The sequence below is a fragment of the Actinoplanes italicus genome (genome assembly GCF_003001815.1).
GTDB classification, from domain to species: Bacteria; Actinomycetota; Actinomycetes; order Mycobacteriales; family Micromonosporaceae; genus Actinoplanes; species Actinoplanes italicus.
Genome location: NZ_PVMZ01000036.1, coordinates 43,058 through 64,297, shown reverse-complemented (window position 1 = coordinate 64,297; position 21,240 = coordinate 43,058). Strand labels below are relative to the sequence as shown.

Annotated in this window: 21 protein-coding genes and 1 pseudogene; 13 read left to right on the top strand and 9 right to left on the bottom strand. The window is 71.6% G+C overall.

Going from position 1 to position 21,240, the window contains the following annotated elements; genetic code table 11:
• Positions 1–15 precede the first annotated feature (15 nt).
• Entirely contained in the window at positions 16–873 is an 858-nt protein-coding gene (locus tag CLV67_RS47595) for a hypothetical protein (RefSeq protein ID WP_106330600.1), read from the top strand.
• Here CLV67_RS47595 and CLV67_RS47590 read toward each other — a convergent pair.
• The gene (locus CLV67_RS47590) at positions 870–2,372 is read right to left on the bottom strand and encodes a PP2C family protein-serine/threonine phosphatase (protein WP_106330599.1); all 1,503 of its coding nucleotides are present in this window, start codon (positions 2,370–2,372) and stop codon (positions 870–872) included. The two genes, CLV67_RS47595 and CLV67_RS47590, sit on opposite strands and share 4 nt — an antisense overlap.
• 27 nt (positions 2,373–2,399) lie before the next feature.
• Positions 2,400–3,485 (bottom strand): transcription termination factor Rho, encoded by a 1,086-nt coding sequence (rho, locus tag CLV67_RS47585; RefSeq protein WP_106330598.1) that lies wholly within the window; start codon positions 3,483–3,485, stop codon positions 2,400–2,402.
• A gap of 212 nt (positions 3,486–3,697) precedes the next feature.
• Between rho and CLV67_RS54070 the strand changes: the two are divergent.
• A pseudogene (locus CLV67_RS54070) lies at positions 3,698–3,911 on the top strand (helix-turn-helix domain-containing protein); the annotation flags it as partial.
• Positions 3,912–4,055: 144 nt separating this feature from the next.
• Here CLV67_RS54070 and CLV67_RS47575 read toward each other — a convergent pair.
• Complete coding sequence (locus tag CLV67_RS47575) at positions 4,056–4,922, bottom strand: L,D-transpeptidase (RefSeq protein WP_106330596.1); 867 nt, start codon at positions 4,920–4,922, stop codon at positions 4,056–4,058.
• Positions 4,923–5,001: 79 nt separating this feature from the next.
• Here CLV67_RS47575 and CLV67_RS47570 point away from each other — a divergent pair, with 79 nt between their 5' ends.
• Positions 5,002–6,015, top strand: a complete 1,014-nt coding sequence (locus CLV67_RS47570) for an LLM class flavin-dependent oxidoreductase (protein WP_106330595.1) — start codon at positions 5,002–5,004, stop codon at positions 6,013–6,015.
• On the opposite strand, the gene CLV67_RS47565 is transcribed toward CLV67_RS47570, so the two are convergent.
• Positions 5,954–7,147: a sensor histidine kinase gene (locus CLV67_RS47565; RefSeq protein ID WP_106330594.1), complete on the bottom strand. Its 1,194-nt coding sequence runs from the start codon at positions 7,145–7,147 to the stop codon at positions 5,954–5,956. The two genes, CLV67_RS47570 and CLV67_RS47565, sit on opposite strands and share 62 nt — an antisense overlap.
• A 195-nt stretch (positions 7,148–7,342) precedes the next feature.
• Positions 7,343–8,017 (bottom strand): response regulator transcription factor, encoded by a 675-nt coding sequence (locus CLV67_RS47560; protein ID WP_106330593.1) that lies wholly within the window; start codon positions 8,015–8,017, stop codon positions 7,343–7,345.
• Between the two features lie 88 nt (positions 8,018–8,105).
• Here CLV67_RS47560 and CLV67_RS47555 point away from each other — a divergent pair, with 88 nt between their 5' ends.
• The 5 genes from CLV67_RS47555 to CLV67_RS47535 all read left to right on the top strand — a co-directional run bounded on the left by CLV67_RS47555 (position 8,106) and on the right by CLV67_RS47535 (position 12,536).
• Entirely contained in the window at positions 8,106–8,555 is a 450-nt protein-coding gene (locus CLV67_RS47555) for a hypothetical protein (protein WP_106330592.1), read from the top strand.
• Positions 8,525–9,610 carry an efflux RND transporter periplasmic adaptor subunit gene (locus CLV67_RS47550; protein WP_249037993.1) on the top strand — a complete coding sequence of 362 codons (1,086 nt, stop codon included), beginning with the start codon at positions 8,525–8,527 and terminating at the stop codon, positions 9,608–9,610. The genes CLV67_RS47555 and CLV67_RS47550 overlap by 31 nt, the downstream gene beginning before the upstream one ends.
• A complete protein-coding gene (locus CLV67_RS47545; protein ID WP_106330590.1) occupies positions 9,607–10,296 on the top strand; it encodes an ABC transporter ATP-binding protein in 690 nt (229 codons plus the stop codon). The genes CLV67_RS47550 and CLV67_RS47545 overlap by 4 nt, the downstream gene beginning before the upstream one ends.
• Positions 10,297–10,301: 5 nt before the next feature.
• Entirely contained in the window at positions 10,302–11,468 is a 1,167-nt protein-coding gene (locus tag CLV67_RS47540; protein WP_106330589.1) for an ABC transporter permease, read from the top strand.
• 96 nt (positions 11,469–11,564) lie between these two features.
• Positions 11,565–12,536: an S-4TM family putative pore-forming effector gene (locus CLV67_RS47535; RefSeq protein WP_146169603.1), complete on the top strand. Its 972-nt coding sequence runs from the start codon at positions 11,565–11,567 to the stop codon at positions 12,534–12,536.
• Between the two features lie 257 nt (positions 12,537–12,793).
• Here the strand turns inward: CLV67_RS47535 and CLV67_RS47530 are convergent, their stop codons facing one another.
• Complete coding sequence (locus CLV67_RS47530; RefSeq protein ID WP_106330587.1) at positions 12,794–13,198, bottom strand: RidA family protein; 405 nt, start codon at positions 13,196–13,198, stop codon at positions 12,794–12,796.
• A gap of 195 nt (positions 13,199–13,393) precedes the next feature.
• Positions 13,394–14,011, bottom strand: a complete 618-nt coding sequence (locus CLV67_RS47525; protein WP_106330586.1) for a TetR/AcrR family transcriptional regulator — start codon at positions 14,009–14,011, stop codon at positions 13,394–13,396.
• A gap of 80 nt (positions 14,012–14,091) precedes the next feature.
• On the opposite strand from CLV67_RS47525, the gene CLV67_RS47520 reads away from it, so the two are divergent.
• From CLV67_RS47520 to CLV67_RS47505, 4 genes are all read left to right on the top strand, one after another.
• Entirely contained in the window at positions 14,092–15,240 is a 1,149-nt protein-coding gene (locus CLV67_RS47520; RefSeq protein ID WP_106330585.1) for an acyl-CoA dehydrogenase family protein, read from the top strand.
• 17 nt (positions 15,241–15,257) lie between these two features.
• A complete protein-coding gene (gene fabG / locus CLV67_RS47515; RefSeq protein ID WP_106330584.1) occupies positions 15,258–16,004 on the top strand; it encodes a 3-oxoacyl-ACP reductase FabG in 747 nt (248 codons plus the stop codon).
• 15 nt (positions 16,005–16,019) lie between these two features.
• On the top strand, positions 16,020–17,177 hold the full coding sequence (locus CLV67_RS47510) for an acyl-CoA dehydrogenase family protein (protein ID WP_106330583.1): 1,158 nt from the start codon (positions 16,020–16,022) through the stop codon (positions 17,175–17,177).
• Between the two features lie 196 nt (positions 17,178–17,373).
• Positions 17,374–18,279, top strand: coding sequence for an ornithine cyclodeaminase family protein (locus CLV67_RS47505; RefSeq protein WP_106330582.1), 906 nt, complete (start codon positions 17,374–17,376; stop codon positions 18,277–18,279).
• Here the strand turns inward: CLV67_RS47505 and CLV67_RS47500 are convergent.
• Positions 18,231–19,235: a hypothetical protein gene (locus tag CLV67_RS47500; protein ID WP_146169602.1), complete on the bottom strand. Its 1,005-nt coding sequence runs from the start codon at positions 19,233–19,235 to the stop codon at positions 18,231–18,233. The genes CLV67_RS47505 and CLV67_RS47500 overlap by 49 nt on opposite strands.
• On the opposite strand from CLV67_RS47500, the gene CLV67_RS47495 reads away from it, so the two are divergent.
• On the top strand, positions 19,234–19,767 hold the full coding sequence (locus CLV67_RS47495) for a CG0192-related protein (RefSeq protein WP_106330580.1): 534 nt from the start codon (positions 19,234–19,236) through the stop codon (positions 19,765–19,767). The two genes, CLV67_RS47500 and CLV67_RS47495, sit on opposite strands and share 2 nt — an antisense overlap.
• On the opposite strand, the gene CLV67_RS47490 is transcribed toward CLV67_RS47495, so the two are convergent.
• Positions 19,764–21,116: an FAD-dependent oxidoreductase gene (locus tag CLV67_RS47490; RefSeq protein WP_106330579.1), complete on the bottom strand. Its 1,353-nt coding sequence runs from the start codon at positions 21,114–21,116 to the stop codon at positions 19,764–19,766. The genes CLV67_RS47495 and CLV67_RS47490 overlap by 4 nt on opposite strands.
• Positions 21,117–21,240: the final 124 nt, after the last annotated feature.

The following is a 21,240-nucleotide window of genomic DNA, read 5'->3' as shown; positions in this document are numbered from 1 at the left end:
GTCCATGATGGCCGGGTGGATCTCCTCTTCGACGTGGCCCCGGAGCCGCGGACCGGCCGGCCGCCGCTGCGGATCGAGGTCGCCGGCAGCCGGTTCCTGCTGATCCGGCAGGGTGACGAGCCGGTGCTTCTGGGCCGCGTCGACGACGGCAACTACGGCGTCGACTACGTCCGCACGGGGCGCTACCGTTCGCCCGTCCCACCGATCCGGGCCGCCCACACGGCCGGTGTGGCCGCTGACGGCGGCGAGGCGTGGTGGGAACGCTGGGCCCATCACTTCCGGTCAGAGCTTTCGACTTCGGGGTACGTGCCACTGCACGCCGGACGGTGGCTGCTGAGTTCCCGGGCGCCCCGCCTGCGGACACTGTGGCGGTGGGAGCTGTACACCGCGGACGCCGACTACTTCTACTACGAGGGCGGCTGGCCGGTCCTGCCGCTGCGCACGCCGGCCGGCCCCGGCGACGGACGGGTCAAGGCGTACCGGAAGCAGGCCCGCGACGGCAGCCTGGCGCCGGTGCTGCTCTGGTGGGTCAGCGGCCTCTGCGGCTACGTGGTGCTGGACGGGCACGACCGGCTCGCCGCGGCCATCGCCGAGGACCGCGAACCGCCGTGGCTCGAGCTCACCCGCGTGGACACCGACGAGGCCGCCGGCCGCACGCGCGAGCTCGTCGAGCGCTACCTGGAGCACGAGACGGTCATCCGGCGCCATCCGGGGACCGGCCGGGCGCTGGCCGTTCTCGGACAGCAGTTCGGCGTGGACCTCCACAAGGCCGAGCACGCGGAAGCCCGTACCCGAGCATGGCCCCTGCCCGGAGGAACCGCGGCCTGGACGCGCCTCGCCTCCCGGCACGCACCGGACCTGGCCGCGCTCTAGATCAGGACGCGGACCGCCAGCGTGCACGTGTCGTCGTCGGGGCTCGGGGCGTGCAGCAGGCGGTGGATGCGGGCCAGCTGATCCGGCTCCGCGGAGCCGGAGACCGCCGCCAGATGCTCGCGGACCTCGCCGGACCGGTCGGTGATCTCGCTGTGGCGGCGCTCCACCAGGCCGTCGGTGAAGAACAGGACCAGGTCACCGGGCTCCAGGCGGGCCTCCGCGGCCGGAAAGGCGGTGTCCGGCTCGGCGCCCAGCAGCAGGCCCGCCGGGCGGTCCAGCTCGGTGGCCCGGCCGCCACGCCCCAGCAGCGGCGGCAGATGCCCGGCCCGCGCCCACGGCAGCGCCCGCGTCTCCGGGTCGTAGACGGCGACCAGGGCCGTCCCGGTGATGCCGAGCTGCGCGCACAGCCGGTTCATGTGCCGCAGCAGCTCACCCGGGTCGCAGATGCCGATCGACAGCCACGCCACCAGCGCGAACCGCAGATGCGCCATCCCGCTGGCCGCCTCCAGCCCGTGCCCGGCGACGTCCCCGATCGCCAGCGCCACCCGGCCGTCCGGCAGCGTCTGCGCGTGATACCAGTCGCCGCCCACCTGCACGGCACTCTCCGCCGGCAGATAGCTCACCATCGCCTCCAGCCCGGCGAGCACGAACGGTGAGCGCGGCACCGGCTGGATCAGGCTCTGCAACTGCCCGGCCAGGCGATGCTCGGCCAGGGCGGTCATCTCCCGGGTCCGCAGCCGGTCACTGAGCGATTCGATCTCGGTACGGGAGTCGACGCGAGCCGTCACGTCCTGCACCACCGCGTAGATCTTCACCGGCTTCCCACCGGCGTCACGGGCCACGTCCGACAGGATCCGCAGATGCTTGACCCGGCCGGCGATCCGGAACCGGACGGTCACGTCCGAGGTGGCGCCGCTGTCCAGCGTCTGCCACGCCGCCTCGGCGATGCCCCGGTCCTCCGGCAGCATCGCGAGCGCCTGGTCGGTCCGCGGCATCGGCCCCTCGGAGGTGTCCCGCTCGAAGATCCGGTACATCCCCGGCGACCAGTCCGTGCCGCCGGTGCCCAGATCGAACTCACTCCACCCGAGACTCCCGAGCACCTCGGTGTGCTCCAGGCGGCGCTGATGCTCGTCGACCCGCTGCCAGCAGATCAGCAGCCCGCCGAGCACCCGGTGCACACTGATCTCGAACCGGGACTCGGCCACCACGCCCTCGCGTGACTCCTCGTACCGGAACTCGTCCATGTCCCCGGAGACGCCCGTCTTCAGCACCTCGGCGTAGAGCGTCCACAGCGGACCTCCGCGCAGCGACGGGTAGAGCTCACCCAGCAGGCTGTCGATGCGCTGGGTACCCCGCCCGAAGATGTCCCGGATCCGGTCGCTGGTCGCCGCGATCCGGAAGTCGGTGACCTCGCCGTCCGCTCCGTGCACCGGCACGACCCAGGTGCAGCCCACCGGAATCGCGGCGAGCAACTCCCGCACGACCGCCTCGTCCACCATCCGAGAAGCCTATCGGTGCGACCACTGCTATCGGTCGTGGCGGGAGAGGCTCTGCAGGAAGGCGGCGTTGGAGCCGGAGGCGCGCAGCTGCCGCAGCAGGTGGGCGGCCTGGTCGCGGGAGTTCGGGGCCGCCAGGGCCCGGCGCAGGCGGTTGACCAGCGGGATTTCGTCGGGGTGCAGCAGCATCTCGTCGTGGCGGGTGCCGGAGGCGGTGATGTCGGCGGCAGGGAAGACGCGGGCCTCGGCCAGGGCGCGGTCGAGTTTCAGGTCGGCGTTGCCGGTGCCCTTCAGCTCCTCGAAGATCAGCGTGTCCATGGCGGAACCGTTCTCCACCAGGGCGGTCGCGATGACCGTGACCGAGCCGCCGCCCTCCAGGCAGCGGGCCGCGCCGAGCAGGCGCTTCGCCGGGTACAGGGCGGACGTGTCCAGACCGCCCGTTAGGGTACGGCCGCGCGGCGGGGCGGTCAGGTTGTACGCGCGGGCCAGCCGGGTCAGGGAGTCGAGCAGCAGGACCACGTCGTCGCCCTGTTCGGCCAGGCGGATCGCGCGTTCGACGGCCAGTTCGGCGACCGCGGTCTGCTCGCGCGGCGGGCGGTCGAAGTTGGCGGCGACAACCTCGCCCTTGACCGTGCGGCGCAGGTCGGTCACCTCCTCGGGGCGCTCGTCGACGAGCAGCACCATGAGATGGCACTCGGGATGGTTGCGGCCGACCGCGACGGCGATGTCACGCAGGATCGTGGTCTTGCCGGCCTTCGGGGGAGCGGCGATGATGGCCCGCTGCCCCTTGCCGACCGGCATGAACAGGTCGACGATCCGGGTCGTCAGGATGTGCGGGTCGGTCTCCAGGCGCAGCCGCTCGTGCGGGTGCAGTACGGTGCGTTCGTGGAAGCCGGGGCGCGGGCCGGGCGGGCGGCCGTTGACGGCGGTGAGGTGCAGCCGCCGGTTCGCCTCGAGGGTTCCGGTGACGTGGTCGCCGCGGCGCAGATTCAGGCGGCGGACCTCGCCGCGGGGCAGCGGCAGATCGGCGGGGGAGGGTGCGTAACCGCTGGGGCGCAGCCACGCGCGGTCGTCGGTGATGTCGAGCAGGGCGTCGACGGGCATGGATTCGGACATGGGCGGTACTCGATTCGGTGAGTGCGCGGAAATGCGCGACGACGGCAAGCGGGGCTTGAGCCGTGAAGAAGACCGCTGCGCGGCCGGGATTTTCGACCACCGGGGGCGTGTGCGGAGACGCCGGCATCCGGGATCGGAGTTGGGCCACCTTAGCACCGCGGCGCGGAAACGGCGATGATGACAGCGGACACATGCGGGGAGGGGAGACCGGGATGCCACTGTTGCGACGGGTGATCGGTGAGGTGCTGCGCCGGATCCGGCTGGGTCAGGGACGCACGCTACGGGACGTGGCCGCGGCGGCCGGGGTGTCGCTGCCGTACCTGTCGGAGGTCGAACGCGGCACCAAGGAGGCCTCGTCGGAGGTGCTGGCGGCGATCTGCCGGGCGCTCGGCCTGGCCATGCCGGACCTGCTCGACGAGGTGCGCAGGGAGATGCTGCGGCAGGCCACGCCGGCGCCGGCGTCCCGGCTCGTCACGCACCTGGCCGCCAACCGTGGTCAGGGTGGCCCGCGCTGCTCGGCGTCGCGCTGGATGGCGTGCGCCCGGGCCTCGCGTCCGGTGCGGAGCGAGATCAGGCTGTGACGACGACCGGGGTTCCCGGGTCGACCTGAGCGAGCAGCTCGCGCATGCCGGCGGGCGGGGTGCGGACGCAGCCGTTGGACACGTTCCGGCCGAAGGCGGACCTGTTCGTCCAGGCGTGGATGCCGGTGTGCGCGCCCTGCAGGCTCGCCGCCAGTTTCTCCGGATCCTCCGGCACCGAGCCCAGCACCAGCGCGTCCAGTCCGCCGTAGATCGGGCCGGACGTGCCGGTGCGGCCCAGCACGAACGTGCGGCCGTGCGGGGTCGGTGTGCGGTCGGTGCCGATCGCCACGGTCCAGCGCTGCTGCTCCTCGCCCTCACGCAGCCAGGTGAGCCGTCGGTCGGCCAGGCTGACGACGAGCTGATCACGCAGCGGCTCCGGGTCCCAGCCGGCCTCCGGCACCCAGCCGATCACCCGGTTGGCGGCCGGCACCAGGACGGCGGCCCAGCCGCTGTCGCGGGCGACGATCGGCACGACGACCGGCAGTCCGCTGATCCGGGGCGGCAGGTAGGCGCGGGGACGGCCGCCGGGCGCGTCGTACAGCGCCGTCTTCTTCTCCGGCCGCAGCGCCTCGGTGATCGGGACGACCGACGCCGCGTCCGGGTCGGCGGGCAGGCCGCGCGGTCCCTTCGCATAGGCGATGACGGGCAGATCGGCCGGTGGCTCGGCGGCCGGTGGCACGGTCGCCGACGGGGACGCCGGCACGGAGGCCACGGCGGAGGCACTCGGCGGTGCGAACAGGGCGCGGCCGGGCCCCGGCTCGCTGCCGCGGGCCAGGCTGACGGCGGCGACGAGCGCGCCGATTCCGACGGCGGCCGTGACCGGGAGGAGGAACGGTCGGATCCGGCTGGTCGGCATCAGCCCAGGGTAGCGGGACCACCTTCGGGGGATTTATCGGCCGTTCACGGTCGTGACTCGGCGGACTAGGGTTGATCACATGTTGCGTAAGCTGGGCTTCCTCACCATCGGATTGTTCGACGAGGCGGATCCGCGGCGCGGTCACGAGTCCACGCTCGAGATCATCGAGCTGGGTGAGCGCCTCGGCTTCGACAGCGCCTGGCTGCGCCACCGGCACCTGCAGTTCGGCATCTCCTCGCCGGTCGCGGTGCTCGCCGCCGCGTCGCAGCGCACCAGCCGCATCGAGCTGGGCACCGCGGTCATCCCGCTCGGCTGGGAGAACCCGCTGCGGCTCGCCGAGGACCTGGCCACCGTCGACCTGCTCTCCGGCGGCCGGATCAACCCGGGCGTCAGCGTCGGCCCGCCGATGCACTGGGACCAGGTCAAGGACGCGCTCTATCCGGGCACGGCCGATGCGGAGGACTTCAGCTACGCCCGGGTCGAGAGACTGCTCGCAGCCGTACGGGGTGAGCCCGTCACCGGGTTCTCCGGCACGGAGGGGTTCGAGCAGTTCTCCGACCGGGTCCAGCCGCACTCGCCGGGTCTCGCGTCCCGCCTCTGGTACGGCGGGGGCAGCCTGCGCTCGGCGCAGTGGGCCGGCCAGCACCGGATGAACTTCCTGACCAGCAGCGTGGTGAAGGCCGAGGATCCGCTCCCCGCCGACTTCGAGCAGATCCAGCTCGCGCACATCCGCGAGTTCCGCGCCCATCACCCGGACGGTGACCAAGCACGGGTGTCGCAGGGCCTCGTGGTGATCCCCACCGACAGTGCCTCGCCGGCCCAGGCCGCGAAGTACCGCGAGTACGCGGAGAAGCGCACCCCGCGCACGCTCACGCCGCAGGGCCCGGCCCGGATGATGTTCGCCCCCGACATCGTCGGCACCTCCGACGAGATCGCCGCCCGGCTGTCGGCGAACGCCGCGTTCCGGGAGATCGACGAGGTCGCGTTCGCGCTGCCGTTCACCTTCGAGCACGACGACTACGTGCAGATCCTCACGGACATGGCGAGAAGTCTGGGCCCGGCTCTGGGCTGGAGCCCGGCAGCCGGACGGTGACGATCAGCCCGCCGCCGTCGCGGGGGCGGGCCTCGACCGTGCCGCCGTGGGCGCGGGCCACCGACCGGACGATGGACAGGCCCAGGCCGGCGCCGTTCGACGAGGTCACCCGGTCGCCGTCGAGGCGGCGGAACGGTTCGAAGAGCGCCGTCACGTCGTAGGCGGGGATCACCGGGCCGGAGTTCGTGACGGTGATCGTCGCGAGCGGGCCGCTTTCCACCCGTACCCAATCGCCGGGTTCTTTGTTGTTGTGCCTCATCCCGTTCTCCACCAGGTTGCGCACGAGCTGCTCGAGCAGCAGGCCGTCGCCGCGGGTGGGCGCCGGCGCGGCGGCCACGGTGACCGTCACCCCGGCCGCCTCCGCCTCGGCCGCCGTCTGCCCGGCCACGTGCGACACCACGTCGGCCAGGTCGACGGATGTGGTCGCGGGCAGCTCCTGCTCCGAGCGGGCCAGCAGCAGCAGGCCGCTGATCAGGCGCTCGTGCCGGGCGTTGATCTGCAGCAGGTCCTCGCCGAGCCGGAGCACGTCCGGTGAGGCCGTCTTGCGGTGCATGGCCAGCTCGACGAGCGCGCGGTTCAGGGTGAGCGGGGTGCGCAGCTCGTGCGACGCGTTGGCGACGAACCGCCGCTGCCCGTCGAAGGCGTGTTCCAGGCGCTCGACCATGCCGTCGAACGTGTCGGCCAGCTCCTTGACCTCGTCGTCCGGGCCGTGCAGGTCGATGCGCTGGTGCAGGCCGCGCTCGGTGGCCGGGGCGGCGGCGATCCGCCGGGCGGTGGCCGTGACCCGGTGCAGCGGGGCCAGCATCCGCCCGGTCAGCACCCAGGCGGACGCCCCCGAGGCGACCGCCACGAGCAGGAACGCCACCAGGCCCTGCTGGAGGAAGGACTGGCTGACCTCGGCCACCTGAGCCTCGATGAGCTGGTCGGCGGCGTCACCGGTGAGAATCACGCCGTTGTCGACGATGACCCGTTTCAGGTGACCCTCCTTGATGCCGGGCGGGGTGAGCGTCCACGGCAGCTGGTTGCGGAACAGCAGGTAGGTGACACCGAGCAGGGCCAGCCCGGCGACCAGGAAGAAGCCGAACCAGACCAGCGTGAGGCGCAGCCGCAGGGTGGGCCGGGGGAGTCTCATCGAGCGCCCGTGTGTGTGCCAGGAACGTGGTCGACCCGGCCTGCGGTTCCACCGCATGCCGAGACCTCAACGCCGCGAGGACGGTCCTCGCCACGGCCGAACGCGACCGTGCCAGTGCCGACGACGAAGGACATCAGATCGCCTCCCTCCAGGACGGTGAATTCGATGCAGTCTGAGCCGGAAAATCCCCCGGACTCATCCGTGGGGATGCCGTTGAGCGATTCGGTACCCGACGCCGGGCAGGGTGTCGATGACCTGCGGATCGCCGAGCTTGCGGCGCAGTTTGAGAATGGCGAGCCGGACCGCCCCGGTGAACGGGTCGGTGTGCTCGTCCCACGCCTTCTCCAGCAAGTGCTCGGCCGAGACCACCGTCCCGCCGGCGCGCAGCAGCTCGAAGAGCACGGCGAACTCCTTCTTCGACAGCGACACGTACCGGCCGTCCCGGAACACCTCACGTCGCGCCGGATCGAGGGTGATCCCGGCCCGGCTCAGCACCGGCGGGACACCCGGCCGGGTGCGCCGGCCCAGCGCCAGCACCCGGGCGGCCAGCTCCGGCATGGCGAACGGCTTGGTCAGGTAGTCGTCGGCGCCGAGCGACAGCCCGGCCACCCGGTCGCCGACCTCGGCTGCCGCGGTCAGCATCAGCACCCGGGCCTCGACGCCCCCGGCCACCATCCGGCGGCACACCTCGTCACCGTGCACCCGCGGCAGGTCCCGGTCCAGCACCACCACGTCGTAGTCGTTGACGCCGATGCGTTCGAGGGCCGCGGCGCCGTCACCGGCGACGTCGACGGCGTGCGACTCCTCGCGCAGCCACTCGGCGATCGCGTCCGCGAGCAGCCGCTCGTCCTCCACCACCAGGATCCGCATCCGCCGATCGTGTCACCGATGGTGTTTCCGCGGTGTTGGCGTTCCGGCCAACGCTCCGGAAACGGCGTGCCCGGTTCGCTGTGGCCCCATGAAGAAACTCATCTCGCTGGTGGCCCTCGCTCTCGTGCTCGGCGGCTGCGCTTCCGCCCCGCCCGAACCCGCGCCGTCGCCGGACCCCGACGCTCGCAACCTGAAGTTCGCCGAATGCCTGCGCGAGCAGGGCCTCGACATCCCCGACCCGGAACCGGGCAAGGGCATGACGCTCAAGTTCGGCCCCGGCAGTGACCAGCAGAAGGTGCAGGCCGCCATGGAGGCCTGCCGGGAATGGGCGCCGGTCGGCATGACCGGCGGAGGCGCGGCGGATCCGGTCCGCGACGAGACGATGCGCAAGTACGCCCAGTGCATGCGCGACAACGGGGTGGCGAGCTTCCCGGACCCCGAGGGCGGCATGGTCCGCCTCGACCCGGGCTCCGCCGAGGACCCCGACTTCAAGACCGCCGAGAAGGCGTGCGCGTCGCTGATGCGGGCACCGGAATGAGTGGCCGCATCCTGAAGATCGCCGCCGGGGTGGTGGCGGTGGCGTCGGCCGGCACCGCGGCGGTGCTGGCCGCCCGGCCCGGCGGCGGTGACGAGGCCACCGCGGGCGACCCGCTGCCGCCGGCCACCAGCGCCATCACCCGGCAGACGCTGCGGGAATCGGTGGAGGCCGACGGAGAATTGGGGTACGGCCCCACGCGTACCGCCACGGCCCGGCGCGGTGGAACCGTCACCTGGCTGCCGGACAGCGGCGCTGTTATCACCCGCGGCAAGCCGCTGCACCGGATCGACGACGACCCGGCGGTGCTGATGTACGGAGCCGTGCCCGCCTACCGCGACCTCGCCCCCGGAGCCGAGGGCCCGGACGTGGCCCAGCTGGAACGCAACCTGACGGCCCTCGGCTACGACGGATTCACCGCCGACGACGAATACACCGGGTCCACGGCCGACGCGGTCGAGCAGTGGCAGGAGGACAACGGCCTGCCCGAGACCGGCGTCGTCAGGCTGGGCCAGGTGGTGTTCGCGTCGGGCGCCGTCCGGGTCGACTCGCTGATCACCGAGGCCGGCGTCTCCGTCGCGCCCGGCCGTGACCTGCTCACCTGGACCGGCACCGGCAAGGTGATCACGGTACGGCTGGACGTCACCGACGGCGCCCTGGCGAAGACGGGCGCGCCCGCCACCGTGACGCTGCCCGACGGCGAACGGGTCACCGGCAAGGTCACCGAGGTGGCCACCGTGATCGAGCCGGGCAGCGGCGCCGACGCCGAACCCACCACCGAGGTGGAGGCCCAGATCACCCTGGCCGACCCGAAGGCGGCGGCCGCGCTGGGCTCGGCGTCCGTCGACGTGACGTTCACCGCGGCCGAGCGCAAGGGGGTGCTGACGGTGCCGGTCGCGGCCCTGACGGCGGCGCCCGGCGGCGGTTTCGCCGTTGAGGTGGTCGACGGCGGCGCGACCCGGCGGGTGGCGGTGAGGACCGGCCTGTTCGCCGACGGCCGCGTCGAGATCACCGGGGACGGGCTGACCGAGGGCATGAGCGTCGGAGTGCCGAAGTGATCGAGCTGATCGACGTGGTCAAGGCCTATCCGGGTGGGGTGCGCGCGCTCGACGGGGTGAGCCTCTCCGTAGCTGCGGGCGAGCTGGTCGCCGTCGTCGGCCCGTCCGGCTCCGGCAAGTCGACCGTGCTCCACCTGATCGGCACGCTCGACCGGCCCACCGCGGGAACCGTACGGATCGACGGTCACGACGTGGCCGGGCTGTCCGACAAGCGGCTCGCGGCGCTGCGCGCGACCCGCATCGGGTTCGTCTTCCAGCAGTTCCATCTGGCGGCCGGTACCAGCGCGCTGGACAACGTCGCCGACGGCCTGCTCTATCGCGGCGTGCGGCGCTCCGAACGCCGCCGGCTGGCTGCCGAGGCCCTGGACCGGGTCGGGCTCGGGCACCGGCTGCGGCACGATCCGCACGAGCTGTCCGGCGGCGAGCGGCAGCGGGTGGCGATCGCCCGGGCGGTCGTCGGGCGGCCGCCGCTGCTGCTGGCCGACGAACCGACCGGCGCCCTCGACTCCCGCTCGGGTGAGGGCGTGATGGAGCTGCTCGGCGAGCTGAACGCGGCCGGCACCACGGTCGTGATCATCACGCACGACCTCGAGATCGCCTCATCGCTGCCCCGGCAGATCCGGATGCGCGACGGCCGGGTCCTCTCCACCGCCGCCGCTGCCTCCTCCTCGGGGGCGGTTGCGTGAGGGCCATGGACGTGGTGCGGGTCGGCGGGGTCGGCCTGCGGACCCGGCCGATGCGGGCGTTCCTGTCGGCGCTCGGTATCGCCATCGGCATCGCGGCGATGGTCGCGGTGGTCGGGATCTCGTCGTCGTCGGGCGCGGAACTCGATCGGACCCTGTCGGCGCTCGGCACCAACCTGCTCACGGTCGGGCCCGGGCAGACGCTGCTCGGCCAGGACGCCGAACTGCCGCTGGAGGCCGAGGCGATGATCGAACGGATCGACGGCGTCGAGCGGGTCTCCGCGGTCGGCCGGATCAGCGACGCCAAGGTCTACCGGTCGGAACACATCCCCGACGCCAAGACGAACGGCATCATTGCGTACGCGGCTCGCGAGAACCTGCTCGATCTGGTCGGCGCTTCGCTCCGCGACGGGGTGTGGCTCAACGCGGCCACCGCCGAATTCCCCGCGGTCGTGCTCGGCGAGCAGACCGCCGAGCGGCTCGGGATCGGCACCGCCGGCCCTGATGTCCAGGTCGTCGTCGGCGGGGTGCGGTGCACCGTGATCGGCATTCTCGAAGCGGTCCCGCTCGCCGCCGAACTGGACAGCGCCGTGCTCGTGGGCTGGCCGGCGGGGGCCGGGCGGCTCGGCTTCGACGGGCACGCCACGACCGTCTACACCAGATCCGACGAGACCCGGCTCGAGACGGTCCGCGAACTGCTGGCCGCCACCGCGAACCCGTCGGCACCGAACGAGGTCGAGGTGTCCCGGCCGTCCGACGCGCTCGCCGCCAAACAGGCCACCAGTCAGGCGTTCGCCGGACTGCTGCTCGGCGTCGGGGCGGTGGCGCTGCTGGTCGGCGGGGTCGGTGTGGCCAACACGATGGTCATCTCGGTGCTGGAGCGGCGGCCGGAGATCGGGCTGCGGCGAGCGCTGGGCGCGACCCGGGGCAACGTCCGGATCCAGTTCCTGGCCGAGTCGTTGCTGCTCTCGGCCCTGGGCGGGGTTGGGGGAGTGCTGCTGGGCGCGGCCGTCACCGCCGGTTACGCCACGTACCAGACGTGGCCGTGGGTGGTCCCCGCGTGGACGCTCGGCGGCGGTCTGGCGGCGACGCTGGCGATCGGGGGAGTGGCCGGGCTCTACCCCGCGGTCCGCGCGGCCCGGCTGTCACCGACCGAGGCCCTGCAAACGCCGTGAAACAACCCCGCTATCTGGAGAAATAGATGAGCGTATCTAAATATCGGGGATAATCTTGGCGTATCAAATCAATTTCGTGGACAGGCGGTGGCGCGCATGTCCGATCGTCGATCCGTGGTGCGGCAGCGTCAGCTGGAACCGACACTCTGTCACCTTCTGCGTGCGATGACGGTCTCGCACGCCCGGGTCCGGCGGCTGGCCGCACTGCGGATCGCCATCTCCGTGACGCTGGCCGTCGCCGGGCTCGTCGCCGTCCTGGCCGGCTCGCTCAACTCGACGCCGTTCACCCGGTCGCTGAGCATCACGGTCACCCTGGCCGGTGCGCTCTGGGCGCTGACCTACTCGCTCGGTCTGGCGTCCTGGGCGCACCGGGAACTGCACCGGGCCGCGCTGCTGCAGGAGACCTTCGAGGTGCGGATGTTCCACCTCGGCTGGAACCACGTTCTCGCCGGTGACGAGGTGCCGCCCGAGGACGTGCACAAGCTGAGCAGCCGGTTCCGCGGCTCGGAGGACTCACTGCGGGTGTCGTACGCCATGCCGAACCTGCCGCCGCCGTTCGACGTGCTGGCCCGCCAGCAGCAGAACCTCGCGTGGGGCGGCCGGGTCCGCCGCCGGTACGCCCGCGCGGTCGGTGCCGCGCTGCTCGCCTGGACCGCGTTCGGCCTGCTCTCGGCGATGCTGCGCGGCTCGACGGTCACCGACTTCCTGGTGCAGTGGTGCGTGCCGTCGCTGGGCCTGCTGATGCTCGGCTGGGACACGTTCCGCGAGCAGCGAGGCGTCTTCGCCGACCGGCGGCGGGTGGCCCGCTGGTCCCGGTCGCGGTGCTTGCTGGCGGCGCCGGCGGGGCCGGATCCGGCCGTACGACAGGATCTGTGGTTGATGGCCCGCCAGGTCCAGGACCAGCTCTTCCTCACCCGGCGGCGGGCGCCCCGCGTGCCGTCGTGGTTCTTCCGCCGCTACTACGTGCAGGACAGCAGCGACTTCACGGCCGGGCTCGCCGAGATGCGCCGGGCCCTCGTCTCCGCCGGTCTGAACATCCGCCCGCCCCGCCCCGGCCACCGCCCCTGACCGCTTGCGACTGGTCCGTGTTGTTTCGGTCGCCGTCCTTGATCGCGTGCGGCCGGGCGTGGCCCGTGAACAGCAGTGGGCCGGTGCTGGACGATCAACAAGGGCGGTTTCTGGAGATCGGCTGCGGGTGGTGGCTGCTTCCCGGGCAGGGAAGGGTGCGTGCCCCACTGCTGGTCGATCGGGTTCGGGGTTGTGGGTGGGGATGGGGTGCTCGGTTCGCTGCTGGTTGATCAGGTGAGGTCTGCGATCGGCAGGGCTCAGTTCGGTAGGGCCGCGGTGAGGTCCACCTCGACGAGCTGGCCCCGGTAGCCGAGGGCGGTCACGCCGAGCAAGGTGCTCGCCGTGGTGAAGGCCGGAGCCAGCGGGGAAGCGTTGAGCTGCCGCCACACCGCCGTGAGGACGTCGCTGTCGGCGCTCACCACGTAGACCACCGAACGGACCACGTCGGCCGGGCTCGCGCCGGCCGCGTCGAGGACGGCCAGGCAGTTCGTGATCACTTGCTCGGTCTGCGCCGCGAAGTCGCCGGGCTCACCGACGACCGACCCGGAGAGATCTACCGGACACTGGCCGGCGAGATGGGCGAGCCGCCCCGCGGACGAGATGGTGACGTGGCTGTAGCCGTCCGGCTCGTGCACCGTGGACGGGTTGGACCTGTCGATCATCGGTCCATTATCGAGTCGCCGCCGCCCGAGGCCACCGACTTATCCCGGTCGCGTGATGCATCCGGCCGCGATCCGCACCGCGCGTCACCATAGTCACGGGTGGCCCGGCGGGCCGGTGGGCGGCCGGGTCTTGCCGGGCGGGTGAGACAAGGTCTCGGCGGCGGTATGGCCGGGTGGGCGGGTCTTGGCGGTGGTTCAGGTGGCCAGGCGGGCGGCCAGGCCGTCGACGAACATCGTCAGGGCGAAGTCGAAGCTGTCGCGGTCTACGGCGTCGGCGTGTTCGCGTAGGCGGTGGGCGTCGCCCAGCGATGGGTAGCGGTCGAGGTAGACCTGGACGTCGTCGACGAACCCGCGGGAGAAACTGCCCATCGCCGCGCCCAGCACCAGGTATTTCGTGGACGCGCCGATCATCGTGGCCTCGCGTGGGGGCCAGCCGGCGGCTACCAGGCCGCCGTGGATGGCGTCGGCGCGGCGCAGTGAGGCGTCGCGCTGGCCGGGGCCTCGTGCCAGGAACGGGACGATGTTCGGGTGCTCGGCCAGCGCCGCCCGGTAGGAGCGGGCCCAGGTCAGCAGGCCCTCGCGCCAGCCGTCGGCGAAGGCCGACACGTCCACCTTCTCCATGATCTCGCTGGCCACGTCGTCGAGCAGCTGTTCCTTGGTGGGGTAGTGAAAGTACAGCGCGGGGGCCGAGACGCCGAGCGCGGCGGCCAGTTTGCGCATGCTCAGCCCGTCGAGCCCGTCGCGGTCGATGATCTCCAGGGAGGCCGCGCGGATGCCGCCCCGACTCAGAAGCGGCGTGGTCGGCCGTGGCATGCGAACCCCCTTGGTTTAACTAACGCTGTTAAGTTAGCATGGCCCGAGAAACCTGACAGCGTTCAATTACGGGAGCCGCTATGGACCTCGGCCTGACGGCGGAACAGCAGCAGTTCCGGGACGTCGCCCGCGAATGGGTGGACCGTGAGGTCGTCCCGTACGCCACCGAGTGGGACCGTGCCGAGCAGGTCGATACCAAGATCGTCGGCAAGCTGGCCGAGCTGGGTTTCCTCGGCCTCGGGATCGACGAGGAGTGGGGCGGCTCGGGCGGTGACTTCCTGACGTACTGCCTCATGATGGAAGAACTGGGTCGCGGCGACACGTCGGTCCGGGGGATCGTCTCGGTGACGCTCGGCCTCGTCGCCAAGAGCATCCAGAAATACGGGACCGGTCAGCAGAAAGCCGACTGGCTGCCGAAGCTGTGCGCGGGCGAGGTGCTCGGTTGCTTCGGCCTGACCGAGCCGGGCACGGGCTCCGACGCCGGTTCGCTGATCACGAAAGCCGTGCGTGACGGCGACGACTGGGTGATCAGCGGCGAGAAGATCTTCATTACCAACGGCACGTGGGCGGGTGTGGCGCTGATCTTCGCGCGCACCGGCGGTCCTGGTCCGAAGGGCGTGACGGCTTTCCTCGTACCCACGAATGAAAAAGGTTTCGGTCGAAAAGAGATCAAAGGCAAGCTCGGCCTGCGTGGCCAGGCCACGGCGGAGATCAGCCTCGACGAGGTCAGGGTGAGTGACGCCCACCGGCTCGGCGGGGAGGGTGAGGGCTTCAAGATCGCGATGGCCGCCCTCGACAAGGGCCGCATCGCCGTCGCCGCGGGCTCGGTCGGACTGGCCCGCGGATGCCTCGAGGCGAGCATCGCGTACGCCGGGGAGCGCACCCAGTTCGGCAAGCCCATCGCGAGCTACCAGCTGGTCCAGGAGATGATCGCCGACGTCGCGGTCGAGACCGACGCCGCCCGCCTGCTCGTCTGGCGGGCCGCCGACCTGGTCGACCGCGGCCTGCCGTATCGGACCGAGGCCTCGATGGCGAAACTGTTCGCCACCGAGTCCGCCGTCAAGGCCGCCAACCAGGCCATTCAGATCTTCGGCGGGTACGGCTACGTCGACGAGTTCCCGGTCGGCAAGGCCATGCGCGACGCCCGGGTCACCACCCTCTACGAGGGCACCAGCCAGATCCAGAAACTTCTCATCGGCCGTGCGCTGACCGGAATCAGCGCGTTCTGAGACAGGGGAATCGCAACATGAGGGTAGCCGTCGTGACCGGCGCCGCGCGGGGTATCGGCGCCGCCACCGCCATCCAGTTCGCGCGCGAGGGCGCCGCCGTCGCGGTGCTCGACCTCGACGAGCAGGCGTGCAGCGAGACCGTCGACCGGATCAAGGCATCCGGGGGCACCGCGATCGCGTTCGGCTGTGATGTCGCCGACGAGGCACAGGTCGACGCCGTGATCAACAAGGTGGCCGGGGAGCTTGGCGGGGTTGACGTACTGGTCAACAATGCCGGGGTGCTCCGCGACAACCTGCTGCACAAGATGTCCGTGCTCGACTGGGACATCGTGATGAACGTGCACCTGCGTGGCGCGTTCCTGTGCAGCCGTGCCGCCCAGCGGCACATGGTCGCCAAGCGCTCGGGCAAGATCGTGAACACGTCGAGCGTGTCCGCGCTCGGCAATCGTGGTCAGGCAAACTACTCCGCGGCGAAAGCGGGTATCCAGGGCCTGACCCGTACCCTCGCCATGGAGCTCGGACCGTTCAACATCAACATCAACGCGGTCGCGCCAGGTTTCATCGTCACCGAGATGACCGACGCCACCGCGGCCCGGGTCGGCGTGTCCGCGGCCGACATGCGGGCCAAGGCCGCCGAGGTCACGCCGCTGCGACGGGTCGGCCGGCCCGAGGACATCGCCCGGGTGGTCGCGTTCCTCGCCAGTGACGCGGCATCCTTCATCACCGGACAGACGATCTACGTCGACGGCGGACGCCGTCTCTAGCACAGAGGATCTTTGATGCGCCGCACTGTTTTCAACGAGGACCACGAGGCGTTCCGCCAGACCCTGCGGGACTTCATCGAGACCGAGGTGGTTCCCCGCTACGACCAGTGGTTCCAGGACGGTCAGGTGCCGCGGGACTTCTACAAGCAGCTCGCCGAGCTGGGCCTGTTCGGCATCGAGGTGCCCGAGGAGTACGGCGGCGCCGGCATCGACAGCTTCAAGTTCGCCGCGGTGCAGACCGAGGAGACCATGCGTGCCGGGGTCTCGTTCGGCGCGGCCGGGGCGCACGTGGCGCTGGGCCTGCCGTACCTGCTGGACCTCGGCACCGAGGAGCAGAAGCGGCGCTGGCTGCCCGACTTCGTCTCCGGCGACACGATGTACGCGCTGGCCATGACCGAGCCGGGCACCGGCAGTGACCTGGCCGGCATGAGCACGACGGCGAAGCTGAGCGAGGACGGCACGCACTACGTGCTCAACGGCGCGAAGACCTTCATCACCGGTGGTGTCCTCGCCGACCGGGTGATCGTCTGCGCCCGTACCTCCCCGTCCAAGCCCGACGACCGCCGCTACGGCATCACCCTGCTGAACGTCGACACCTCGCTGCCCGGCTACTCGGTCGGCCGCAAGCTCGACAAGCTCGGCCTGCGTACCTCCGACACCGGCGAGCTGGCGTTCGTCGACGTGAAGGTTCCCGTGGAGGACCGGCTCGGCGAAGAGAACAAGGGCTTCTACTACCTCGGCAAGAACCTGCCGAAGGAGCGCCTGAGCATCGCCTACGGCGCGTACGCGCAGGCCGCGGCGGCGGTCCGGTTCGCCAAGCAGTACGTGCTGGACCGCAAGGTGTTCGGCCAGCCGGTCGCCAGCTTCCAGAACACGAAGTTCGAGCTGGCCGCCTGTCAGTCCGAGGTGGACGCCGCGCAGGCGGTCGCCGACCGTGCGCTGGAGGCGCTGGACGCGGGCGAGCTGACGGCCGCCGAGGCCGCGTCGGCGAAGCTCTTCTGCACCGAGGTCGCGCACCGGGTGATCGACCGCTGCCTGCAGCTGCACGGCGGTTACGGCTTCATCAACGAGTACCCGATCGCCCGCCTCTACGCCGACAACCGCGTCAACCGGATCTACGGCGGCACCTCCGAGGTGATGAAGATGATCATCGCGAAGGACATGGGTCTCTAGATCAAAACCATTATCCGGTACGGAAGGGACAGCTCTCGCCGCATCGGAACAGTCCCGGACTACCGCGCGACGTCCGCGGTGGTCCGGGCCGACAGCGCGACCGCCGGGCTTATGCGGTGGTCACCGGCTGTGCGGCACCGCTGTCCCGGCCCGCCCGGGACAGCGCTGCCGCACAGCCGGTCCCTATGGTGAGCGCATGCTCGTGCTCTCCGCCGCCGACGTGCACGCCCTGCTGACTCCGGACTCCTGCCGTGAACTCATGCGCGAGGCGCTGACCGCGCTCGCCGACGACCGGGTCTTCCTGCCGCTGCGCACGGTCGTCCGGCCGCCGCGCCTGAACGGCCTGATCGCGCTGATGCCCACACACCTGTTCGGTGAGAACCCGGCGTTCGGGATGAAGTCGGTCTGCGTCTTCCCGGACAACCCGCGCTCCGGCAAAGACGCCCACCAGGGGGTGGTGACACTCTTCGCCCCGGGCACCGGCGAACCGCTGGCGGTGATCAACGCGGCCGCGGTCACCGAGATCCGTACCGCCGCGGTGTCCGCTCTCGCCACCGCGGTACTGGCCCGCCCGGACGCCCGCGTGCTGACCGTTTTCGGTAACGGCACTCAGGCGCGGGCCCACCTCAGGGCGCTGGCCGGTTCGTTCGAGGAGGTGCGGACGGTCACCCGGTCGACGGCGGACCCGGCGGCCGCCTGCGCCGGCGCGGACGTCATCGTCACCGCCACCACGGCGACCGACCCGATCCTGTTCGCCGAATGGGTGGAACCCGGGACGCACGTCAACGCGGTCGGCTCGTCCATTCCCACGGCCGCCGAACTGGACCCGTACCTGCTGGCGAAGTCGGTCCTGTTCGCCGACCGCCGGGAGTCGCTGCTCAACGAGTCGGGCGACTACCTACGGGCCGCCCACCTGATCGGTCCCGGACATGTACGCGGTGAACTCGGCGAGGTCCTGACGGGCCGTGCTCCCGGGCGCACCGCACCCGGGGAGATCACCGTGTTCAAGTCGCTGGGCCTGGCGATCGAGGATGTCGTGGTGGCCCGCCACCTCTACGAGCGGGCCCGGTCGTCCGGCCGGGGCAGCGACGTCCCGTTCTGATGCCGGTCGATCGCCTCCTCGGGGGACAGCCCGGCCGCCGCGTACCACGGCGCCACGTCGTCCGGCAGACCGGTGGACTGCCACAGACGTACGAGCGTCCGCAGCCGCGTGCAGGCGGTCATCGCCGTGAGCCGTTCGTGGGGCGGCATCTCCGCCGGAGTGAGCGCGTCGCGCCAGGCGTCCAGGCCGGGGAGTGGGATGAAGACGAGCGCGCTGAGTGAGCCGAGCACCCGGTCGCGCAGGCTCGGAGGGCCGGGCGGCACCTCGCGCCGGATCCGCTCGGCCGTCCAGCCCTCGGCGAGCAACGTGGCCACGCTGGCACCCTCCCACTGCGGGCGCAGCGGCACGCGGCCCAGCGGTCCGCCGAGCCGTTCGGTGAGGTGCGGCAGTCCGTCCGGGATGTGATCGTGCGCCCAGGCGAAGTCACGGGCGCCGCGGCCGGTCGAGTGGTGGTAACCGTACTGCTCGGCCGGGGAAGTGATGCCGGCGAACGACGCCACGGTGCGTGCGGCGGTCTCCGGCGGGAGGAGCACCCGGAAATGCGGCAGCCACCAGAATGAGAAAGAACGTTCTACCTCAAAGAGCCCTCCACGAAACACCCACCGAATCCACGACTCCAGCTCAGCCGGCGGCAGCGAGTTCTCGGACAGGATCCGTACGACCAGGTGAGCCAGGTCTTCGCGGTGATTCGGCACCCGGACCGTGGCCAGCACATGATCGAGCCGCCCCGGATCCCAGCGTGTGGCCAGCAGCCCGGCCATCGCCCGTGCCGGTTCAGCCGGTGCGGGCAGGTAGCGTCCACGCCCGAGGTCGTGCTCGTCGAGGCGCCGGTTCGTCTCCTCCGACCACGACACCGCGTCGCTCAGCCGTTGCCAGTACGGCCGTGCCACGTCGATCAGCTCGCGGACGCGTTCGTCGAGGACCGAGGTGATCACGTGCCCTAGGCTGCCGGGCATGGCGCTTCTCCACAAGGCACAGATCGTGCCCGGCAAGCTCGAACTGCTCGCCGGCTGGCTGCCGTCCCGTGACTGGTACACCGGTCCGGCCGGTGAACCGGAACGGGTGGCCGCGGCCCGGTTCGACGATCCGGCCGGCGAGGTCGGCGTCGAGACCCTGATCGTGCGGGCCGGCGACGGCACGCTGTGGCACGTGCCGCTGACCTATCGGGGTGCGCCGCTCGCCGGCGCCGAGCAGTGGCTGGTCGGCACCACCGAGCATTCCGTGCTGGGCACCCGCTGGGTCTACGACGCGGCCGGCGACCCGGTCTACCTTGCGGTGGCCGCCGAGGTGATCCGGACCGGCGGGCACGAGGCGGCCGAGGAGGTCGAGACCGACGGTGAGCTGGTCCGCCGTGAGCCGTCACTGCGTCTGCGCGGCAGCGGCACCGAGCCGGGCGAACTGACCGTGATCCGCGCGATCGGCGAGACGGCCGGCACCGGCCTCGCCGGAACCTGGGACGGCGGCTCGGCGCTGCTCGTCGACGGTTAGAGAGCGTCACCGGCCTTACGGGCGGCGATCAAGACCGGATCCCAGACGGGGGCGTACGGCGGCGCGTACCCGAGATCGAGCGCGGTCATCTCGGTGACCGTCATCCGGTTCCAGACGGCGACCGCGAAGGCGTCGATCCGCTTGGCGGCCTCGGTCCGGCCGACGATCTGGGCGCCGAGCAGCAGTCCGGTGTCCTTCTCGGCGATCAGTTTGACGGTCATCGGCACGGCACCGGGGAAGTACCCGGCCCGGTTGGTCGACTCGACGGTCGCCGTGACGAACCGGAACCCGGCAGCCTCGGCCTCCTTCGAGGACAGCCCGGTCCGCGCCACCTCGAGGTCGCAGATCTTGGTGATGGCCGTGCCGATGACGCCGGGGAACGTGGCGTACCCGCCACCGATGTTGATGCCCGCGACCCGGCCCTGCTTGTTGGCGTGGGTGCCCAGCGGCACGTGCGCGGGCCGCCCGCTGACCAGGTGGGTGACCTGCGTGCAGTCGCCGGCCGCCCACACGCCCTCGACGATGCCGTCCGGGCCGGTGACCCGCTGCCCCAGGTCGGTGGCGAGCGCGCCGGTGACGCCGAGCGGCAGCCCGGCGGCGTCGGCGAGGGCGGTGTTCGGCCGCACGCCCAGGCCCAGGACCACCACGTCGGCCGGCAGCACCCCGTCATCGGTGACGACCGCGCTGACCCGGCCGCCGCTGGTCTCCAGTCCCTGCACGGTGACACCGGTACGCAGTTCGATGCCGAGCTTGCGGACCGAGTCGGCGACGAGCGCGCCCATGTCCGGGTCGATCGTGGACATCGGCTGCCCGGAGCGTTCGACGAGGGTGACCCTCAGCCCGCGGCGCTGGAGGGCCTCGGCCATCTCGACGCCGATGTAGCCGGCGCCGATGACAACGGCGCTGTCGCGTCCGCCGTCCAGCCACTGCTGCAGCGCCGCGCCGTCGCCGAGCGTCTGCACCCCGAAGACGCCGCCGGCCGGGGTGCCGGCCCACGGCGGCCGGATCGGGGTGGCGCCGGCCGCGTACACCAGATGGTCGAAGCTCTCGGTGCGGCCGTTCACCGTGACCGTCCGGGCCGCCAGGTCGATGCCGGTGACCTCGTGGCCGGTGTGCACCTCGATGCCGCTCTCCCGGAAGGTGGCCGGGTCGCGGGCGATGAGGTCGCCGGGCCCGTCGACCAGCCCGCCCACCCAGTAGGGGATCCCGCATGCCGAGTAGGACGTGTACTCGCCCCGCTCGAACGCGGTGATCTTGAGGTCGCCGGACCCGAGCCGGCGACGCGCCTGGGACGCGGCGGACATGCCGGCCGCGTCGCCGCCGATGACGATCAATCGCACCCGGCCCATTCTGCCCCGGTTACCGGAAGATTTCCGGCAAGCTGCGGTCGATGGTTGCCCATCACATCAGCCGAGTTCTATGGTGACCCTCACCGATACCTATTACGCCATCCGTTTCCGCATACCGTCCGTC